This is a genomic window from Actinoallomurus vinaceus, assembly GCF_039542055.1.
GTDB lineage: Bacteria > Actinomycetota > Actinomycetes > Streptosporangiales > Streptosporangiaceae > Actinoallomurus > Actinoallomurus vinaceus.
The window spans coordinates 63,704-79,923 of sequence record NZ_BAABHK010000021.1 but is presented as its reverse complement, the minus strand read 5'-3'; the positions used below and the strand labels follow the sequence as shown (position 1 = coordinate 79,923).

Genomic DNA, 16,220 nt, shown 5'->3' with positions numbered 1-16,220 from the left:
CGGACCCCCCCGTTCGTGCGGATGGACCGGCCCACGGCTCCCGGATGACTCCGTTCCGATCCAACCGCCGACGAGGACCTGATTCATGTCAGCACACGTTCCAACCCACCAGCGGGCCGAGCGCCCGCCGATGGACCGGGCCCTGCTCGTCCTGCTCGCCGCGGTGGTCGTCACCGGGGGAGCCTGCCTGGGGGCGACGGCCTCGGTTCCCGCCGCCGACCGCGCGGCCGTGGCCATCTACACCGGTGTCGCCGCGCTCGTTCTGTGCGCCGCGCTCGCGTTCGCCGCCTACGGATTCCAGAGCGCCCGCCTGCTCCGCGACCGGATCGCCGAGATGGAGTCGGACCAGGGCCGGCTCGCCGAACAGACGCTGCCCGCCGTGGTGAAGCGGCTGCGCGACGGGGCGTCCACCGACACCGCCATGTCCGCCGTCGAACAGCCGGGCGACGCCACCCATCGCCGCATCCTCCGCACCCTCGTCGACGAGGTCGGGCGGGGAGAGCGCATGCGCGCTGCCGCCATGACCGCCTGCGCGAACGCGGCGGGCCGTGTCCAGGCGCTGGCCACGAGCATGCTCGCCGACCTGCGCGAGATGGAGAACCGCCACGACGAGGAGGTCCTCGGCGACCTGCTCAAGGTCGACCACGCGACCGCGCAGGCCAGCCGCCTCGCCGACAGCATCGCCGTGTTGACCGGCGCCCGTTCCGGCCGCCGCTGGACCAAGCCGATCGTGATGGAGAGCGTCCTGCGCGGCGCCGTCGGCCGGATCAGCGCCTACCAGCGGGTCCGGACGCACTCCACCAGCACCGTCGCCGTCGCCGGGTACGCCGCCGAAGGCGTCATGCACGCCCTGGCCGAGCTCATGGACAACGCGACGAGCTTCTCGCCGCCCTCCGAGCAGGTCCACGTGTACGTCGAAGAGGTGTACGCGGGCGTCGTGGTCACGATCGAGGACGGCGGCCTGGGCATGAGCGCCGCGGCGCTGGAGCGCGCGGAGCGGGCCGTCTCGTCGGAGTCCCTCGACCTGACGACGCTGTCCGGCACCCGCCTCGGCCTCGCGGTGGTGGGCTGCCTCGCCCGCAAGCACGGCCTGACCGTCTCCTTCCGCCCGTCCTCCCGCGGCGGCACCGGTGTGGTCGTCATGATCCCGCGGCAGCTGATCACCCAGGCGCCGGCGGTGGCCATCGAGGGCGCGACGCGCACCGTCGGCGCGGGCGTCCGCCGGGACGTCTTCGAGCGGGTCGGCACCGACGCCGTCCCGGGCGACCTGGCCATGCCCGAATCCGTCGGTGCCGTCGCCACGCGGGTGGACGTTCCCGTCGAGGCCGCGGCGCCGGCCGACACGGAGCAGGACGCCGCGGCGACGACCGGACCGCTCAACATCGTCGAGGCCGAAAGCGAGAGCACCACGACCAGTGACGAGATGATCGCCGGACTGCCGAAGCGCCGCCGGGGACAGACGCTCGCGGCGGCGACGTCCCCCTCCGGGCCGGCCGAGGCACCGAAGCCCCGATCCGTGAAGCCCGCGACCGACCCCGGAGCCAGGTTCAGCGCCTTCCGCGAGGCCGGTCGCCGCAAGCGTACGAGTGATGACGCGCCCGCCTCCGACACGGATGAGACCTGAACGCTCGGCTCGCCCTGCCAGGCCGGAATGACACAAGAAGAGATTGGAGGCAGGGGACGAGTCTCCGGCGCCCGCGCCCGGACCACCGCCCCGAACAGCCCATGAAGACCACAGACCGCGATCTCGACTGGCTGCTGGAGAACCTCCTGGAGAGGACGCCGGACAGCCGGCACGCCATCGTCCTGTCCAAGGACGGGCTGAAGCTCTGCCACACGTACGGCCTGTCCATCGACCAGGCCGACCAACTGGCCGCCATCGCCTCGGGCATCCAGAGCCTGTCGTACGGCGCCTCCGCCGAGTTCGGTGACGGCAGCGGCGGGCTCCGCCAGTCGATGACCGAGTTCCACGGCGGGCTGCTGTTCATCGTCGAGGCGGGCGAAGGCGCCCACCTGGCCCTCATCGCGAGCGAGGAGGCCGACGTCGGCGTGATCGGGCACAACATGCACGAGCTGGTCGAGCAGCTCGGCGAGTACCTGGTCGCCGCTCCCCGGCAGCAGGGCAGCGCCGCGCGATGACGTCCCGGCCAGTCGACAGAGAGGACCCGGACCGGCTGTACATCGTCACCGGTGGGCGCAGCCGGGTGGACGAGAGCTCCATCGACCTCGTCTCTCTGATCGTCAGCGAGTGCGATCCTGCTCCGGGCATGCAGTCCGAGCACGTGAGGATCCTCCGCATGTGCACCAACCCGATGGCGGTCGTGGAGATCGCCGCGGAGCTCGGACTGCCGGTCAGCGTGGTGAAGATCCTGCTGTGCGACCTGCTCGACACCGGCCGGATCACCGCTCGCCACCCGACCATCGCCCCCGCCAAGACCAGACTCCCCGATCCCGCGATCCTGAAGCAGGTGCTCCTTGGACTTGAAAAGCTCTGACCGGGTCACCAGTACGCCGCTGCGGAGCACCGCCAGCAATGGGCTGAAGATCGTGATCGTCGGTGGCTTCGGCGTGGGCAAGACGACGATGGTCCGATCGGTCAGCGAGATCCGGCCCCTGAGCACCGAAGAGGTCATGACCCACGCCGGCGTCGGCATCGACGACGCCGGCGGCGTGCAGGACAAGACCACGACCACGGTCGCCTTCGACTTCGGCCGGATCAGCCTGAACGACCAGATGATCCTCTACCTGTTCGGCGCCCCGGGGCAGCAGCGGTTCTGGTTCCTGTGGGACCGGTTGTTCGCCGGCACCCTCGGAGCGGTCGTCCTCGTCGACACCCGGCGGGTCCAGGACTCCTGGTACGCCATCGACCGGCTCGAGCACCACGGGATGCCGTTCATCGTCGCGCGCAACGACTTCGGCGGACCGGCGCACAAGCTGGAGGACATTCGGGAGGCGCTCGACCTGTCCCCGGAAATCCCGCTGATCGACTGCGACGCCCGCGAGCGCGAGTCGAGCAAGAAGGTCTTGATCACTCTCGTGAACCACCTGTACGCCCTGTCCACCGCGGCAGAAGGAACGACATGACCCAGCAGCCGCTGGAGCCGGGGCAGGCGCCCGCCGAGCACCCGGACGCCGTCCCGCTGTACGGCCCGCGCTACCGGGAGAACCCCGCCGAGATCTTCAGCGAGCTGCGGCGGACGCACGGGCCCGTCGTGCCGGTGCTGCTCGAAGGCGACGTGTTCGCGTGGCTGGTGATCGGATACCGGGAGCTGCATGAGCTCATGGGCGATCCGCAGTTGTTCGCCCGGGACTCGCGCATCTGGAACCAGTGGCCGAACATCCCGCCCGACTGGCCGCTCATGACGTTCGTCGCCTACCAGCCCTCGATCCTGTTCGGTGAGGGCCCCGACCATCAGCGCCGGGTCGACGCGATGAGCGGTGCCCTCTCCGAAGTGGACCAGTTCGAGCTGCGCGCCCGGTGTGAGGAGGTCGCCGACGCGCTGATCGACGGCTTCGCCGGCAGTGGCGAGGCCGAGCTCATGACCCAGTACGTCTACTCGATTCCGGTGATGACCGTCGCCTGGATGATGGGCATCTCGACGACCGAGATCGATGGCGTCGCCCGGGACGCCGTCGCCGCGCTCGATGGCGGCGAGGGTGCCCCGGCGGCCTACGGGCGGCTCGCCGCCACGATGCAGAATCTGCTGGCGGCCAAGCGCGCGGAGCCGGGCCCGGACGTCACCTCCCGGATGCTGGCCCACCCGGTGGCCCTCACCGACGAGGAACTCGTCCCGGACCTGCTCCTCGTGGCGCTGGGCGGGCAGGAACCGACGGCGCTCTGGATCGGCAACACGCTGCACCTGATGCTGACCGACGACCGGTTCTCCCTGACCCTCTCCGGCGGACGCCAGAGCGTCGGCCAGGCGCTCAACGAGGTGCTGTGGGAGAACGCGCCGGTGCAGGCCGGCCTCGGCCGCTGGGCCACCCGGGACACGCAGCTCGGCGGCCGGCACATCCAGGCCGGCGATGCGCTCCTCCTCGGCTTGGCCGGCGCGAACGCCGACCCGTACGTCCGGCCCACCTCGGGTCCGCCGGCCAACAACGCGCACCTGTCCTTCGCGCACGGCAGTCACGGGTGCCCGCACCCGGCGCCGGAGATCGCGGAGGTGATCGCCCGTACCGCCGTCGAGGTCCTCCTGGACCGTATCCCGGACGTGATCCTCGCGGTGCCCGCCGAAGAACTGACCTGGCGGCCGTCGTTCCAGTTGCGCGGACTGCTCTCGTTGCCGGTGAAGTTCTCCCCGGTGCCCGCCACGAGGTCATGATCCGTGGCATCCTCTCTCCCCGGCGCCGGGCACCGAGCGACGAATCCGGCCGGGTGTCCCATACCGGACGGATCTTGACACCCACCCGACCCGCCCTGGGAAGGCACCCATGACCAACTCCGAGCCGACCGCCGACGCGAGGCCCTCACCTGCCGGAGCTCCGCCTCCTCCGCACCCGGACGCCGTTCCGCTGTACGGGCCGCGCTACCGGGAGAATCCCGCCGAACTGACCCGCGAGTTGCGGCGGACGCACGGGCCCGTCGTGCCAGTGCTGCTCGAGGGCGACGTGTTCGCGTGGCTCGTGATCGGGTATCGGGAGCTGCACCAGCTCCTGAGCGACCCGCAGCTGTTCGCCCGCGACTCCCGCATCTGGAACCAGTGGCCGAACATTCCGCCCGACTGGCCGCTCATGGCGTTCATCGCCTACCAGCCGTCGGTGCTGTTCGGCGAAGGGCCCGACCACCAGCGCCGGGTCGACGCGGTCAGTGACGCCCTCGGCGGAGTGGACCAGTTCGAGCTGCGGGCCCGGTGTGAGGAGATCGCCGACGCGCTGATCGACGGCTTCGCCGGCAGTGGCGAGGCCGAGCTCATGACCCAGTACGTGCGCTCGATCCCGGTGATGACCATCGCCGGGATAATGGGCATCTCGACGTCCGAGATCGAGGGCGTCGCCCAGGACGCCATCGCCGCGCTCGACGGCGGCGAGGGCTCCCAGGAGGCCTACGGGCGAGTCGCCGCCGCGATGCAGCGCCTCATGGCGGCCAAGCGTGCGGAGCCGGGCGCCGACGTCACCTCGCGGATGCTGGCCCATCCGGCGGCCCTGACAGACGAGGAGCTCGCCCAGGACCTCCTGCTCGTCGCGATCGGGGGCCAGGAAGCGACGGCGTTCTGGATCGGCAACACGCTGCACCTGATGCTGACCGACGACCGGTTCTCCCTGACCCTCTCCGGCGGACGCCAGAGCGTCGGCCAAGCGCTCAACGAGGTGCTGTGGGAGAACGTGCCGCTGCAGAACAGCCTCGGGCGCTGGGCGACCCGGGACACGCAGCTGGGCGGGCGGCACATCCAGGCCGGCGACGGACTCATTCTCGGCCTGGCCGGCGCGAACGCCGACCCGTACGTGCGGGGCGCCTCGCCGGGAGGTCCGCCGGCCAACAACGCGCACCTGTCCTTCGCGCACGGCAGTCACGGGTGCCCGCACCCGGCGCCGGAGATCGCGGAGGTGATCGCCCGTACCGCCGTCGAGGTCCTCCTGGACCGTATCCCGGACGTGATCCTCGCGGTGCCCGCCGAAGAACTGGTCTGGCGGCCGTCGTTCCAGATGCGCGGACTGCTCTCGTTGCCAGTGAAGTTCTCCCCGGTGCCCGCCACGAGGTCATGATCCGTGGCATCCTCTCTCCTCGGCGCCGGGCCTTGATCAATTAAGCCGTGTCCAGCCCCCCGCACTGGATGACCCTCCACGCCCCGGAAGGCACCCCATGACCGAGCTCGACCCGAACGATCCGACGAACCACCCGGTGGGCCCGCCGTCCCCGATCCCACCGGACGCCGTCCCGCTGTACGGCCCGCGTTACCAGGAGAACCCGGCCGAGCTGTACCGCGAGCTCAGGCGTGAGTACGGGCCCGTCGTGCCGGCGCTGCTCGAAGGCGACGTGTTCGCGTGGCTGGTGATGGGATACCGGGAGCTGCACCAGCTCTTCAGCGACCCGCAGCTGTTCGCGCGCGACCCGCGCATCTGGAACCAGTGGCCGAACATCAAGCCGGACTGGCCGCTCATCCAGTACACCGCCTACCAGTCGTCGGTGCTGTTCGGCGAAGGGCCGGCCCACCAGCGCCGGGTCGACGCCATCAGCGACGCCCTCTCCGGAGTCGACCAGTTCGAACTGCGCGCCCGGTGTGAGGAGATCGCCGACGCCCTGATCGACGAGTTCGCCGGCAGCGGCAAGGCCGAGCTCATGACGCAGTACGCCTACTCGATGCCGGTGATGGCCGTCGCCGGGCTCATCGGCCTCTCCATGGGCGACATCGGGGACACCGCACGGGACCTCGTCACCTCGCTCGACGGCGGCGAGGCGGCCATCCCGGCCTACGAGAGGGTCGCCGGCACGATGCAGCGCCTCGTCGCGGCGAAGCGCGCGGAGCCGGGCCCGGACGTCACCTCCCGGATGCTGGCCCACCCGGCGGGCCTCACCGACGAGGAGCTCTTCTTCGACGTGCTCCTCCTCACGCTCGCGGCCCAGGAACCGACGGCGAACTGGATCGGCAACACCCTCCAGCTGATGCTGACCGACGACCGGTTCTCCCTCACCCTCTCGGGCGGCCGCCAGAGCGTCGGCCAGGCGCTCAACGAGGTGATGTGGGAGAACATCCCGGTGCAGAACAGCCTCGGGCGCTGGGCCACCCGCGACACCCAGCTGGGCGGGCGGCACATCCGGGCCGGTGACGCGCTCCTCCTCGGCCTGGCCGGCGCGAACGCCGACCCGTACGTCCGGCCCGCCTCGATGGCCGGCGCGCCCGCCAACAACGCCCACCTGTCCTTCGCGCACGGCAGCCACGGGTGCCCGCACCCGGCGCCGGAGCTCGCCGAGGTCATCGCCCGTACCGCCGTCGAGGTGCTCCTCGACCGGATCCCGGATGCGACGCTGGCGGTTCCCGCCGAGGAGCTGACCTGGCGGTCGTCGTTCCAGATCCGCGGCCTGCTCTCGCTGCCCGTCACGTTCTCCCCGGCCCCGGTCGCCACCGGGCCCTGACCCCACCGTCCGTAGAGTTCCCCGGCGCCGGTCACCGCCGGGTCCTGACCATGCGGTATCTCTCCCGACCAACCGACCCCGACCGACCGCCCGTCTGGGAAGGCCATCAATGACCGAGCTCGAGCCGACCGCCGAGGCGACGATCCGGCCCCTGGGACCGCCGTCCCCGGTTCCGCCGGGCGCCGTGCGGCTGTACGGGTCGCAGTACGACATGGAGGACCCCGCTCGGCTCTACGGGGAGCTGAGGGAGGAGCACGGGCCGGTCCTGCCGATCCTGCTCGAGGGCGATGTTTCGGCGTGGCTCGTCGTCGGCTATCGGGAGGTCCACCAGGCGCTGAGCGATTCGGTGCTGTTCGCCCGCGACTCGCGCCGCTGGAACCAGTGGCCGAACATCCCGCCGGACTGGCCCCTCATGGTCCTCGTCGGCTACCAGCCCGGATCGATCCTGTTCAGCGAGGGGGCCGCCCACAAGCGGCGGGCCCAGGTGATGACCGACGCCATGGCGGAGGTCGACCAGTTCGAGCTGCGGTCCCGGTGCGAGCGGATCGCCGACCGGCTCATCGACGAGTTCTGCCTCGCCGACGAGGCCGAACTGCTGTCCCGGTTCGCCAACCGGATGCCGATCCTGGCGCTCGCCGGGATGTTCGGCCTGCCCGAGTCCGAGCTGCACAGCGTCGCCGAGGACGTGATGTCCATCATCGACGGCGGCGAGGGATCGCTCGAGGCGTACCAGCGGTTCGCGGCGACGCTGGGCTCTCTCGTTCGGCTCAAGCGCGCCGAGCCCGGGCCGGACGTCGCGTCCCGCATGGTGCATCACCCGGCGATGCTGACCGATGAGGAGATCACCCAGGACCTTCTCATCATGACGATCGCCGGTCAGGACCCCACGGCCAACTGGATCGGCAACACGCTGCGCCTCATGCTGGTCGACGACCGGTTCTCCCTGACCCTCGCAGGCGGGCGCCGCAGCGTGGGCCAGGCGATGAACGAGGTCATGTGGGAGGAGTCGCCCGCGCAGAACACCTTCCGCTGGGCGACCCGCGACAACCTGCTGGGCGGCCGGCAGATCCTGGCGGGCGACGCGCTCGTCATCTGCCTGGCCGGCGGGAACTCCGACCCCCTGGTGCATCCGGACCTCGGCACCGGCGCGGAGAGCAACCACGCCCATTTCTCATTCGGCCACGGCGACCACAGCTGCCCCTACCCGGCGCCGGAACTCGGCGAGGTCATCGCCCAGACCTCCGTCGAGGTCCTCCTCGACCGCCTTCCGGACGTACGGCTGGCGGTGCCGCCGAACGAGCTCGAATGGCGGCCGTCCTTCCGGGTCCGCGGCCTGACGTCCCTGCCGGTGAGGTTCTCCCCGACGGGCCCGGCCGGCGCCTGACCGGAGCCGCAGAGCGTCCTGCGGGCCGGGCGGGCTCAGCCCAGCGGGATCCGCAGGGCGACGCTGCCGCGCAGGTCGAGCCAGGCCGCCGTCGGCGTGCGGACCATTCGCAGGACCACCCCCTCGCAGCCGGGGCAGCGGGCGACCAGCCCCGGCGCATGGGTGTAGACCCGCAGGTCCGCGACCGGGCCCGTACGGCCGCAGCCCGCGCAGCGGGTATCCGCCGTCGTGACGTCGAAGGTGAAGATCTCGCTCAGCGGGCCGGCGAGCGCGTTGCCGTCCTCGTAATCGTCGATCACGTCAGCCTCCAGTCGGGCCGAATCGCTCGGTCTTGATCTTGCGTGCGTCGTGGCCGAGGGCCAGGAGGATGTCGGCGGCGGTCTCGACGAACCCGGTCGGCCCGCAGACGAAGCAGTCCGGCGCGAAGTCGGCGGGCCATCCTCCGGAGTTCAGGTCGGCGACGGTGAGCCGTCCGGGCGGCCGGGACCAGCCCTCCGGCACCTCGCGGGTGTAGACGTACGCGACGTCGAGGCCGGGGTCCGCGCGGCGCAGCTCGGCCGCGTAGTACCGGTCGGCGGGCGTCCGTACCGAGTAGACGAGGCGGAAGGGCGTACGGCTGCCCGCCTGGCGGCGGGCCCGGACCATCGCCATCAGCGGCACGATGCCCGAGCCGCCCGCCACGAGCAGCACCGGCGCGGTGTCGGCGGGCCGCCAGACGAACCACCCGCCGACGGGCCCGCGGATCTCCACCGGGTCGCCGACGGACAGGCCCTCGGTGAGGTAGGAGGAGACCTCGCCGTCGGGGACGTCCTGGACGGTCAGCTCGACGTGGGCACCGTCGGCGGGCGCGGCGAGGGAGTAGCTGCGCTGGGCCGTGTAGCCGTCGTCGGCGGTGAGCCGCACGTCGACGTGCTGACCGGCCAGGTGACCCGGCCATCCGGGCACGTCGAAGACCAGCGTGCGGGCCGTCGCCGTCTCCGCCCGCGCCTCGGCGAGCCTGGCGACCCGCCAGCTCAGTCGCCCTGGTACCGCTGCTCGCGCCATGGGTCTCCGTAGTCGTGGTAGCCGGCGGTCTCCCAGAAGCCCGGCTCGTCCTCGTCCATCAGCGTGATGCCGCGCACCCACTTGGCGGACTTCCAGAAGTACAGGTGCGGCACCAGCAGCCGGGCCGGGCCGCCGTGCTCGGGCGTCAGCTCCTCGCCGTCGTAGCGGTATACGATCCACGCCTGGCCGTCGAGAAGATCCTCCAGCGGCAGGTTCGTGGTGTAGCCGCCGTACGAGTGGACGAGCGCGTAGTCGGCCGCGGTGTCGACGTCGGCCAGCAGGGTGTCGAGCGACACGCCCTCCCAGGTGGTGCCGAGCTTCGACCACTTGGTGACGCAGTGGATGTCCACCGTGGGCGTCTCGCTCGGCAGCTCCGTGAGGTCCTGCCAGGTCCAGCGGTGTTTCTGGCCGGTCTCAGTGGTGACCGTGAACTCCCAGTCCTCGGTCCGGATCCGCGGCGTGGGACCGGCCGACAGAACGGGGAAGTCCTCGGTGAGGTACTGGCCGGGAGGCAGCTTCACGCCCTCTCCCCGCCGCCGGCCGTGGAACCCCGGCGACACGATCCCCATCACCCGCCTCCTATCATTCGTTCGCTTTCAGGGTGCCGTACCCGTTTTGTTTGGCGGCCTATGCTCGCGACCGCCGCCTCGCTCGTCCAAGGCCGGTCATCCTCGCTCAACCGGCCTTATGAGTCATTGAACACCGCTAATCTGCTCGCGTGAGTGGTCGACATCGGGACAAAAGGGGCGAAATACGCGCGGTCGCCATCCGGCGACTGAGCGCACTGGCGGCGCATGCCCCGCGCCGGCGGATGGTGCTCGTCGGTGGGATCATCGCCGCGTTCGTCCTGGTCATAGGCGGAATGACCACCCTCTTTTCCGGAAGCGGGGGGCCGAACGGAGGGGCGGCCGAGGTGACGTCGCCCGCGATGTCCCCTTCCGGGGTCTCGCCGCAGGTCAGGTCCTCGCTGCGCGAGCAGACTCCGGCCCCGGCCGTCCGGACGGAGTCGACGCGGGCCTCGGCGAGCGGGCAGCCGTCCCGCACCGGCGGGACGCCGACCACCGCCCCCGCATCGCCACCCGGCCGCGACTGCCCGCCCGGGCTGCGCAAATCGCCGCGGAAGTGCAAGACGCGCATCGGTCAAGACCAGGGAGACTGAGCGCGGACGACGGGGAGACGGTTTGAGCCTCTTCTCCCCGCCGCCGGCCGTGGAACCTCCGCATCGCCGCCTACGCGGTCAGCGCGACGGCCGCCTCGGCGGTGTGGGCGAGGAAGGTGAAGGTCTCCTGGAAGTACAGCTGCACGGTGTCCGCGTCGTGGGACAGGTAGCCGATCGACAGGTCCTGGCCGAGCCGCAGTTCGAAGTCGCCGCCGCGCTGGGACAGCAGGAACGCGCCGTCGATCGCGGGCGCCCAGATGATCTCGCCGTCCAGCACCCGGGCGATGTGCTCGTGGATCGGGTAGCCGTGGTCGGTGGTCTCATTGACGGCGGTGTACGCGTCGGCGCTCAGCACCAGCGCGTACGGGCCGCCGACACCCGCGAGCCGCAGCGCGGACACGGCCCGGCTGGCCGTGTCGGGGTAGTCGCGCACCTCGGACGGCAGGGACAGCACCGGGTTCGAGGCGCTCGCGCGGATGCCGGCGATGGCGCCCGCGGCATACCCCTCGAAGATCGCGCGGTCCTCGGCGAACGCGATCCGCCGGGCCGCGTCCTTCACCGGCTGCCAGTCGGCGTCCTTGGCCCCGCGTTCGACGTCGTCGACCTGGCGCCGGTCCACGGTGAACGGCACGCGGAGCTCGACGATCGGCTGGGACCGGCGCGTGTGCGCGACGATGCCGTCACCGGGGGCGGCGACCGGGTCCAGGTGCCCGGTCGCGACCGCGGACAGTTCAATGCCCCCCGGTTCCGGGACGTCGACGACGCGGCGGCCGGCCACGTGGCGCTCGAACGTCCGCCGGGCCTCGGCCTCCAGGTCGGCCCAGGCGGCGGCGGAAATGGGCGCGAGTTCACGGTGCAGGTTGTTCAACGGATCGTGCTCCTGTTCAGGCCGCCGATCCCCAGGGAACCGTCGGGCGTGGTCTCAGGCTTGCCGAGGGTCTGGTCGTCCGTCGCCGCGGCGGGCTCGGCGGGAGGCGGGTCGTCGAGGAAGTCGGCGGTCGGCACGAAGAACAGCGTTCCGGTCACCGGCGTCGAGAAGTCGAGGATCCGGTCGTGGTTGCCCGGAGGGTCGCCGATGAACATGTTCTCCAGCATCTTCTCGGTCACGGCCGGCGTGCGGGCGTAGCCGATGAAGTAGGTGCCGAACTCCCCGCTGCCGACCTTGCCGAAGGGCATGTTGTCGCGCAGGATCTGGCGCTCGGTGCCGTCCGGGTCGGTGATCGTGGTCAGCGCGACGTGGGAGTTCGACGGCTTGACCGCGTCGTCCAGCTCGACGTTCTCCAGCTTCGTACGGCCGACGACCCGCTCCTGGGCCTCCACCGGCAGGGCGTTCCACGCTTCCAGGTCGTGCAGGTACTTCTGCACGATCACGTAGCTTCCGCCGGCGAACTCCGGATCCTCGTCCTCGATCAGGACCGCCGCGCTCGCCGCCGGACCCACCGGGTTCTCGGTGCCGTCGACGAAGCCGAGCAGGTCGCGCATGTCGAAGTACGTGAATCCCTGCACCTCGTCCTGCACCGTGACGGCCCCGCGCAGCCGGTTCATGATCTGGGAGGCCAGCTCGAAGCACAGGTCGAGCCGGCCGGCGCGGATATGGAAGAGCAGGTCGCCGGGGGTGGCCACGGCGCGGTGCACGGCTCCGGACATCTCGCGGAACGGGTGCAGCTCGGCCGGGCGCGGCCCGCCGAACAGCCGGTCCCAGGCGTCCGACCCGATGCCGGCGACGCAGCTCAACCTGCCGTCCGGCACCCGGAAGCCGACCGACCGCGTCAGCCCCGAAAGGTCGGCCAGCAGCTCGCGGACGATGGGCTCGCCGCCGGGGTCGATCGTGACCACGAGGAAGACCGCCTCGGTGGTCAGCGGGCTCAGCACCTGCTGCGGAGTCCGGCCCGGCGTCGTCTCGGCCATCGCACGACCCTTCTTCGCGAGAATCCGGAGTAAGCCTGTCATGCCGGGACGCCTCCCGGTGCGCGCGGGGTGCGCATTCAAGGGTGCCCGAGGGACTCGGGCAGGGCGCGCCCCAGGCTCGCGGAGCGCCGGCACGGAGGCGCCGGCGGCGTCCCTCCCGGGGATGCGTCGATTCGATCTTGCGGGCCGGCCCAAGATCGCTACTCTGCTCGCGTGAGTGGTCGACATCGGGATGAAACACGCAAAGAGCGTACGGTCGGCATGCGGCGATCGCCGGCATCGGCGTTGCGCTGGATCGTCCTCGGCGGCGGGTCCATCGCCGCTCTGGCCCTGTTCGTCGCGGCTGCGGCCATTCTCTTCCGCCACAGCGGTTCGAAGGAGCAGACGGTGGGCACGGTGCCGTCCGCCATGGCGTCCATGCTGACCGCGCCGTCCAACCCGTTCGAGCCGTCCGCGTCATCTGAGCCGTCCCCGTCGAGCGATTCGCCGCGGGCCAAGCCGTCCGCGAAGGATCCGCGCCGGGCACCGGTCGTACGGACGACGTCGAGACGGCCCGATTCCCCGACGACACAGCCGCCGGGGGGTGCGCAGCCGCCTGCGACGCGCCCCCCTGGCAAGCCCTCCCCCCAGCCGTCACGGACCCACTGCGTACTCCCGTCAGGGATGCCCTGCACCCTTTAGGGCTTTAGGCGCCGCGGGCGTGCCAGTTCATCGGGACGTCGCCGGTCTCCGGGTCGGTCGGCGCGTTGGGGCCGAATTCCAGGGCGGCGTCGGCGGCGACCTGGATGATGATCGGCCGTAGCTCGACGCCGGACTGCCAGTGGCCGGGCAGCGCGGCCGTGCCGTACCGCGCGCCCAGCAGGTTGCCGCAGATCGACCCGGTCGAGTCGCTGTCGCCGGAGTGGTTCACCGCGAGCCGCAGCGCCCGGCGTACGACGTCGACGGGCTCGCCGTCGCGTACGGCCAGCGCGGCGCACACCCCGATGGCCAGGGCCTCCTCGCCGGTCCAGCCGCCGCCGAGCGTCTCCAGCCGCTCCGGCGTGAGCGCGTCGCCCTCCCGGGCCAGCGCGACCGCCGCATTCAGGGACGCCGAGGTCTCCTCGTGCCCCTCGTAGGTCTCCAGCTCCGTACGGGCGGCGTCGAGCGCGTCCGCGAGATCGGCGCCGCGCAGCAGGCCCCAGACGGTCGCGGCCAGCACGCCGGCCGACAGGTACCCACTGGGATGGCCGTGGGTCAGAGCCGCCGACCTGGCGCCCATCGCGAACGCGGCCCGGCGGCATTCGGCGGCGCCCGCGGGGACGCGCGGAGAGAAGGGGAAGCCCGCCGGCGCCGCCCGCATGACCCCGCCGCAGCCCTTCGAGTCGTTGATCGGCTCCTCGAGGCTTCCCAGGGGGACGTAAGGACGCCGCCGGGCGGCGATCGTGTGCAGCGCGGACTGGCAGGTCCGGCCCGGCCCGCGCCGCTGGTGCATCTCCGGCTGGGCGAACAGCCGGCTTCCCGTCTCGATGCCCTGCTCGGGGATCTCCTCGCCCTGGGTGCGGAGCCAACGCAGGTACGCCGCCTGCAGCAGACCGGGCGCGGCGCCGCCGATGCCCTTGCCGCGCTCCCGGATCGACGCCTGGATGAGCGCCTCGGCGGTGAACAGCGTCATCTGGGTGTCGTCCGTGACGGCGCCCGCCCGCACCCGGGCGTCGCTGTACTCGGCCAGCCCCGCCTCGCCGTACGTCGCCCGGATCTCCGCGATCGGCCGGCCCTCGATCGGCGCGCCGAGCGCGTCGCCGATGGCACCTCCCAGCAGGCACCCCAGCATGCGGTCCGGATCCGGAAATGTCATGCGATCGCCCACTCCGGTAAGTCTGCCAGGGAGTAATCGGAATTAGGCGGCATGGGTCCTCCGGATACGAATACTTAGAGGGCTTCTTATCGCTACCCTGCTCCCGTGAATGGCGTAGACGAGGACGCAACGGACACTTCGCGGACGACCATCATCAGCCGTCTGTGGGCACGGTTCGAGCTGCTGCCGTTCCGCCGCGGCGTGACGCTGGTAGCCGTTCTCATCGCGGTACCCGCCCTCCTCGTCGGCGGCCTCCTCGTCCTCGACGGAGGCGGGAAGGGCGACCGGTCCCAGCACCGTACGGCCGCCGCGGCGCCATCGGCACGGCAGAGCGACACGAGCGCGATGGACCGGGCGCAGCGCACGTGGGGCGAGTTCGTGGCCTCCCGCAGCGAACGGCCCGCGTCCGCCTCGAAGTCGGCGCCCCCGCGCGCGTCGCAGAGCACGACCCCGCACTCCCGGCCGGCCCCCACCACGGCCGCGCCCTCCACCGGCACCCGATGCCCGCCGGAGCTGAAGAAATGGCCATGGATGTGGGATTTGTGCAAACATCGACGTGGCGGTCACGGACGCCCCTGAGGTCACCGGCAACGCATGGAGCACCTCATCACCTGTAGTACCGTCGACCCGCCGCACTAGTTTCGCCAGTCCCCCGGAGGATCTCCGCGTGCCAAGCACCCGGTCAGCGGCGCTGATGGCGGCGATCACGGCAGTCGTGCTCTTGCTGACAACCGGCGCCGCGGGTCAGTCGTCGGCCGCCCAATCGCCATCGGCCGACAGCGTCAAGGCCCTGCGCCAGCAGGCCGAAAAGGCCAAGAGCGAGCTTTCCAAGGCCACCAAGGCCTGGCAGGAGCAAAAGAACGAGCTGAACGCCTCGGAGGCCAAGCTCAAGACCACGCTCGCCGACCTCGGCACCGCCAACGCCGAGCTGAACAAGATCCGCGAGCCGCTGGCCCAGCTGGCCGCCAGCGCGTACAAGCAGCCGGGCGTCATCGGAGTGCCGTCGCTGATCGGGGGCAGCGACCCCGACAGCGCGCTGGCCGCGGCGACCGACCTGACGATGCTCACCAACGACCAGAAGGCCCTCATCGACAAGGCGGGCCGCCTGCAGAAGGAACGCGAGCAACTGGCCGCGTCGGCGCAGGATCTGCAGTCGAAGAACGCGGTCGAGGAGGCGAAGCTCTCCCAGACGATGAGCGGGCTCAAGGACCGCTCGGCCCGCATCACCGCGCAGCTGACCGCCGCGCTCAAGAAGCTCGATCCCAACACCCGGCTGCAGCTCACCTGCCAGAAGAGCCTGGTCCCCGAGGCGCGGAAGTACCCCAACGGCCTGATCCCCTCGCGCTACCTCTGCCCGCTGCCGCAGCCCGGCCGATCGCTCCGCGCGGACGCCGCGTTGGCCTTCTACAAGCTGAACTCCGCCTACAAGGCGCATTTCGGCACGCAGATGTGCCTCACCGACTCCTACCGGCCGCTCGCCGAGCAGCAGCGGATCTACGCCAACCGGCCCGGCATGGCGGCCGTGCCGGGACACAGCAACCACGGCTGGGGCACCGCCGTCGACCTGTGCGGCGGCGTGCAGAGCCAGGGCTCCGCGCAGTTCAACTGGCTCCAGGCCAATTCGAAGACGTACGAGTTCTTCCACCCGTCGTGGGCCTACAGCAGCCCCTTCGAGCCGTGGCACTGGGAGTACACCAAGGAGGACACCCCCGATGCCAGCGACTGAGGCGCATTCAGACCAAGCCGTCGGACGCTCGGCGGCGAGGATCGGCGGGTCGAACGATCGGCGGTGGATTCGCGGCGCTGGAACGTCGCG

General features: G+C 71.3%; 16 protein-coding genes. 10 read left to right on the top strand and 6 right to left on the bottom strand.

Annotated features, from left to right (window positions below; genetic code table 11):
- Positions 1–85 precede the first annotated feature (85 nt).
- From ABEA24_RS46375 to ABEA24_RS46340, 8 genes are all read left to right on the top strand, one after another.
- The gene (locus tag ABEA24_RS46375) at positions 86–1,624 is read left to right on the top strand and encodes a sensor histidine kinase (RefSeq protein WP_345441254.1); all 1,539 of its coding nucleotides are present in this window, start codon (positions 86–88) and stop codon (positions 1,622–1,624) included.
- A gap of 101 nt (positions 1,625–1,725) precedes the next feature.
- Positions 1,726–2,139: a roadblock/LC7 domain-containing protein gene (locus tag ABEA24_RS46370; RefSeq protein WP_345441251.1), complete on the top strand. Its 414-nt coding sequence runs from the start codon at positions 1,726–1,728 to the stop codon at positions 2,137–2,139.
- Positions 2,136–2,495: a DUF742 domain-containing protein gene (locus ABEA24_RS46365; protein ID WP_345441248.1), complete on the top strand. Its 360-nt coding sequence runs from the start codon at positions 2,136–2,138 to the stop codon at positions 2,493–2,495. Before ABEA24_RS46370 ends, ABEA24_RS46365 begins: the two co-directional genes overlap by 4 nt.
- Positions 2,476–3,084, top strand: a complete 609-nt coding sequence (locus tag ABEA24_RS46360; protein ID WP_345441245.1) for a GTP-binding protein — start codon at positions 2,476–2,478, stop codon at positions 3,082–3,084. The genes ABEA24_RS46365 and ABEA24_RS46360 overlap by 20 nt, the downstream gene beginning before the upstream one ends.
- Entirely contained in the window at positions 3,081–4,325 is a 1,245-nt protein-coding gene (locus ABEA24_RS46355) for a cytochrome P450 (RefSeq protein ID WP_345441242.1), read from the top strand. Before ABEA24_RS46360 ends, ABEA24_RS46355 begins: the two co-directional genes overlap by 4 nt.
- Before the next feature lie 109 nt (positions 4,326–4,434).
- Positions 4,435–5,706, top strand: a complete 1,272-nt coding sequence (locus ABEA24_RS46350) for a cytochrome P450 (RefSeq protein WP_345441239.1) — start codon at positions 4,435–4,437, stop codon at positions 5,704–5,706.
- Positions 5,707–5,803: 97 nt separating this feature from the next.
- Positions 5,804–7,075, top strand: coding sequence for a cytochrome P450 (locus tag ABEA24_RS46345; protein ID WP_345441235.1), 1,272 nt, complete (start codon positions 5,804–5,806; stop codon positions 7,073–7,075).
- Between the two features lie 109 nt (positions 7,076–7,184).
- Complete coding sequence (locus ABEA24_RS46340) at positions 7,185–8,459, top strand: cytochrome P450 (protein ID WP_345441231.1); 1,275 nt, start codon at positions 7,185–7,187, stop codon at positions 8,457–8,459.
- Positions 8,460–8,494: 35 nt separating this feature from the next.
- Here ABEA24_RS46340 and ABEA24_RS46335 read toward each other — a convergent pair whose 3' ends face one another.
- The 6 genes from ABEA24_RS46335 to ABEA24_RS46310 all read right to left on the bottom strand — a co-directional run bounded on the left by ABEA24_RS46335 (position 8,495) and on the right by ABEA24_RS46310 (position 14,404).
- Positions 8,495–8,758 carry a DUF6510 family protein gene (locus ABEA24_RS46335; protein WP_345441228.1) on the bottom strand — a complete coding sequence of 88 codons (264 nt, stop codon included), beginning with the start codon at positions 8,756–8,758 and terminating at the stop codon, positions 8,495–8,497.
- A gap of 1 nt (position 8,759) precedes the next feature.
- Positions 8,760–9,503: a ferredoxin reductase gene (locus tag ABEA24_RS46330; protein WP_345441225.1), complete on the bottom strand. Its 744-nt coding sequence runs from the start codon at positions 9,501–9,503 to the stop codon at positions 8,760–8,762.
- Positions 9,473–10,072: a sulfite oxidase-like oxidoreductase gene (locus ABEA24_RS46325; protein ID WP_345441222.1), complete on the bottom strand. Its 600-nt coding sequence runs from the start codon at positions 10,070–10,072 to the stop codon at positions 9,473–9,475. The genes ABEA24_RS46330 and ABEA24_RS46325 overlap by 31 nt, the downstream gene beginning before the upstream one ends.
- 660 nt (positions 10,073–10,732) lie before the next feature.
- Complete coding sequence (locus ABEA24_RS46320; RefSeq protein ID WP_345441219.1) at positions 10,733–11,530, bottom strand: family 1 encapsulin nanocompartment shell protein; 798 nt, start codon at positions 11,528–11,530, stop codon at positions 10,733–10,735.
- The gene (locus ABEA24_RS46315; protein WP_345441216.1) at positions 11,527–12,570 is read right to left on the bottom strand and encodes a Dyp-type peroxidase; all 1,044 of its coding nucleotides are present in this window, start codon (positions 12,568–12,570) and stop codon (positions 11,527–11,529) included. Before ABEA24_RS46315 ends, ABEA24_RS46320 begins: the two co-directional genes overlap by 4 nt.
- Positions 12,571–13,255: 685 nt before the next feature.
- Complete coding sequence (locus tag ABEA24_RS46310) at positions 13,256–14,404, bottom strand: ADP-ribosylglycohydrolase family protein (protein WP_345441213.1); 1,149 nt, start codon at positions 14,402–14,404, stop codon at positions 13,256–13,258.
- Between the two features lie 105 nt (positions 14,405–14,509).
- Between ABEA24_RS46310 and ABEA24_RS46305 the strand changes: the two genes are divergently transcribed.
- Positions 14,510–14,983, top strand: a complete 474-nt coding sequence (locus ABEA24_RS46305; RefSeq protein ID WP_345441210.1) for a hypothetical protein — start codon at positions 14,510–14,512, stop codon at positions 14,981–14,983.
- A gap of 88 nt (positions 14,984–15,071) precedes the next feature.
- A complete protein-coding gene (locus ABEA24_RS46300) occupies positions 15,072–16,130 on the top strand; it encodes a D-alanyl-D-alanine carboxypeptidase family protein (RefSeq protein ID WP_345441207.1) in 1,059 nt (352 codons plus the stop codon).
- The last annotated feature ends 90 nt before the right edge of the window (positions 16,131–16,220 follow it).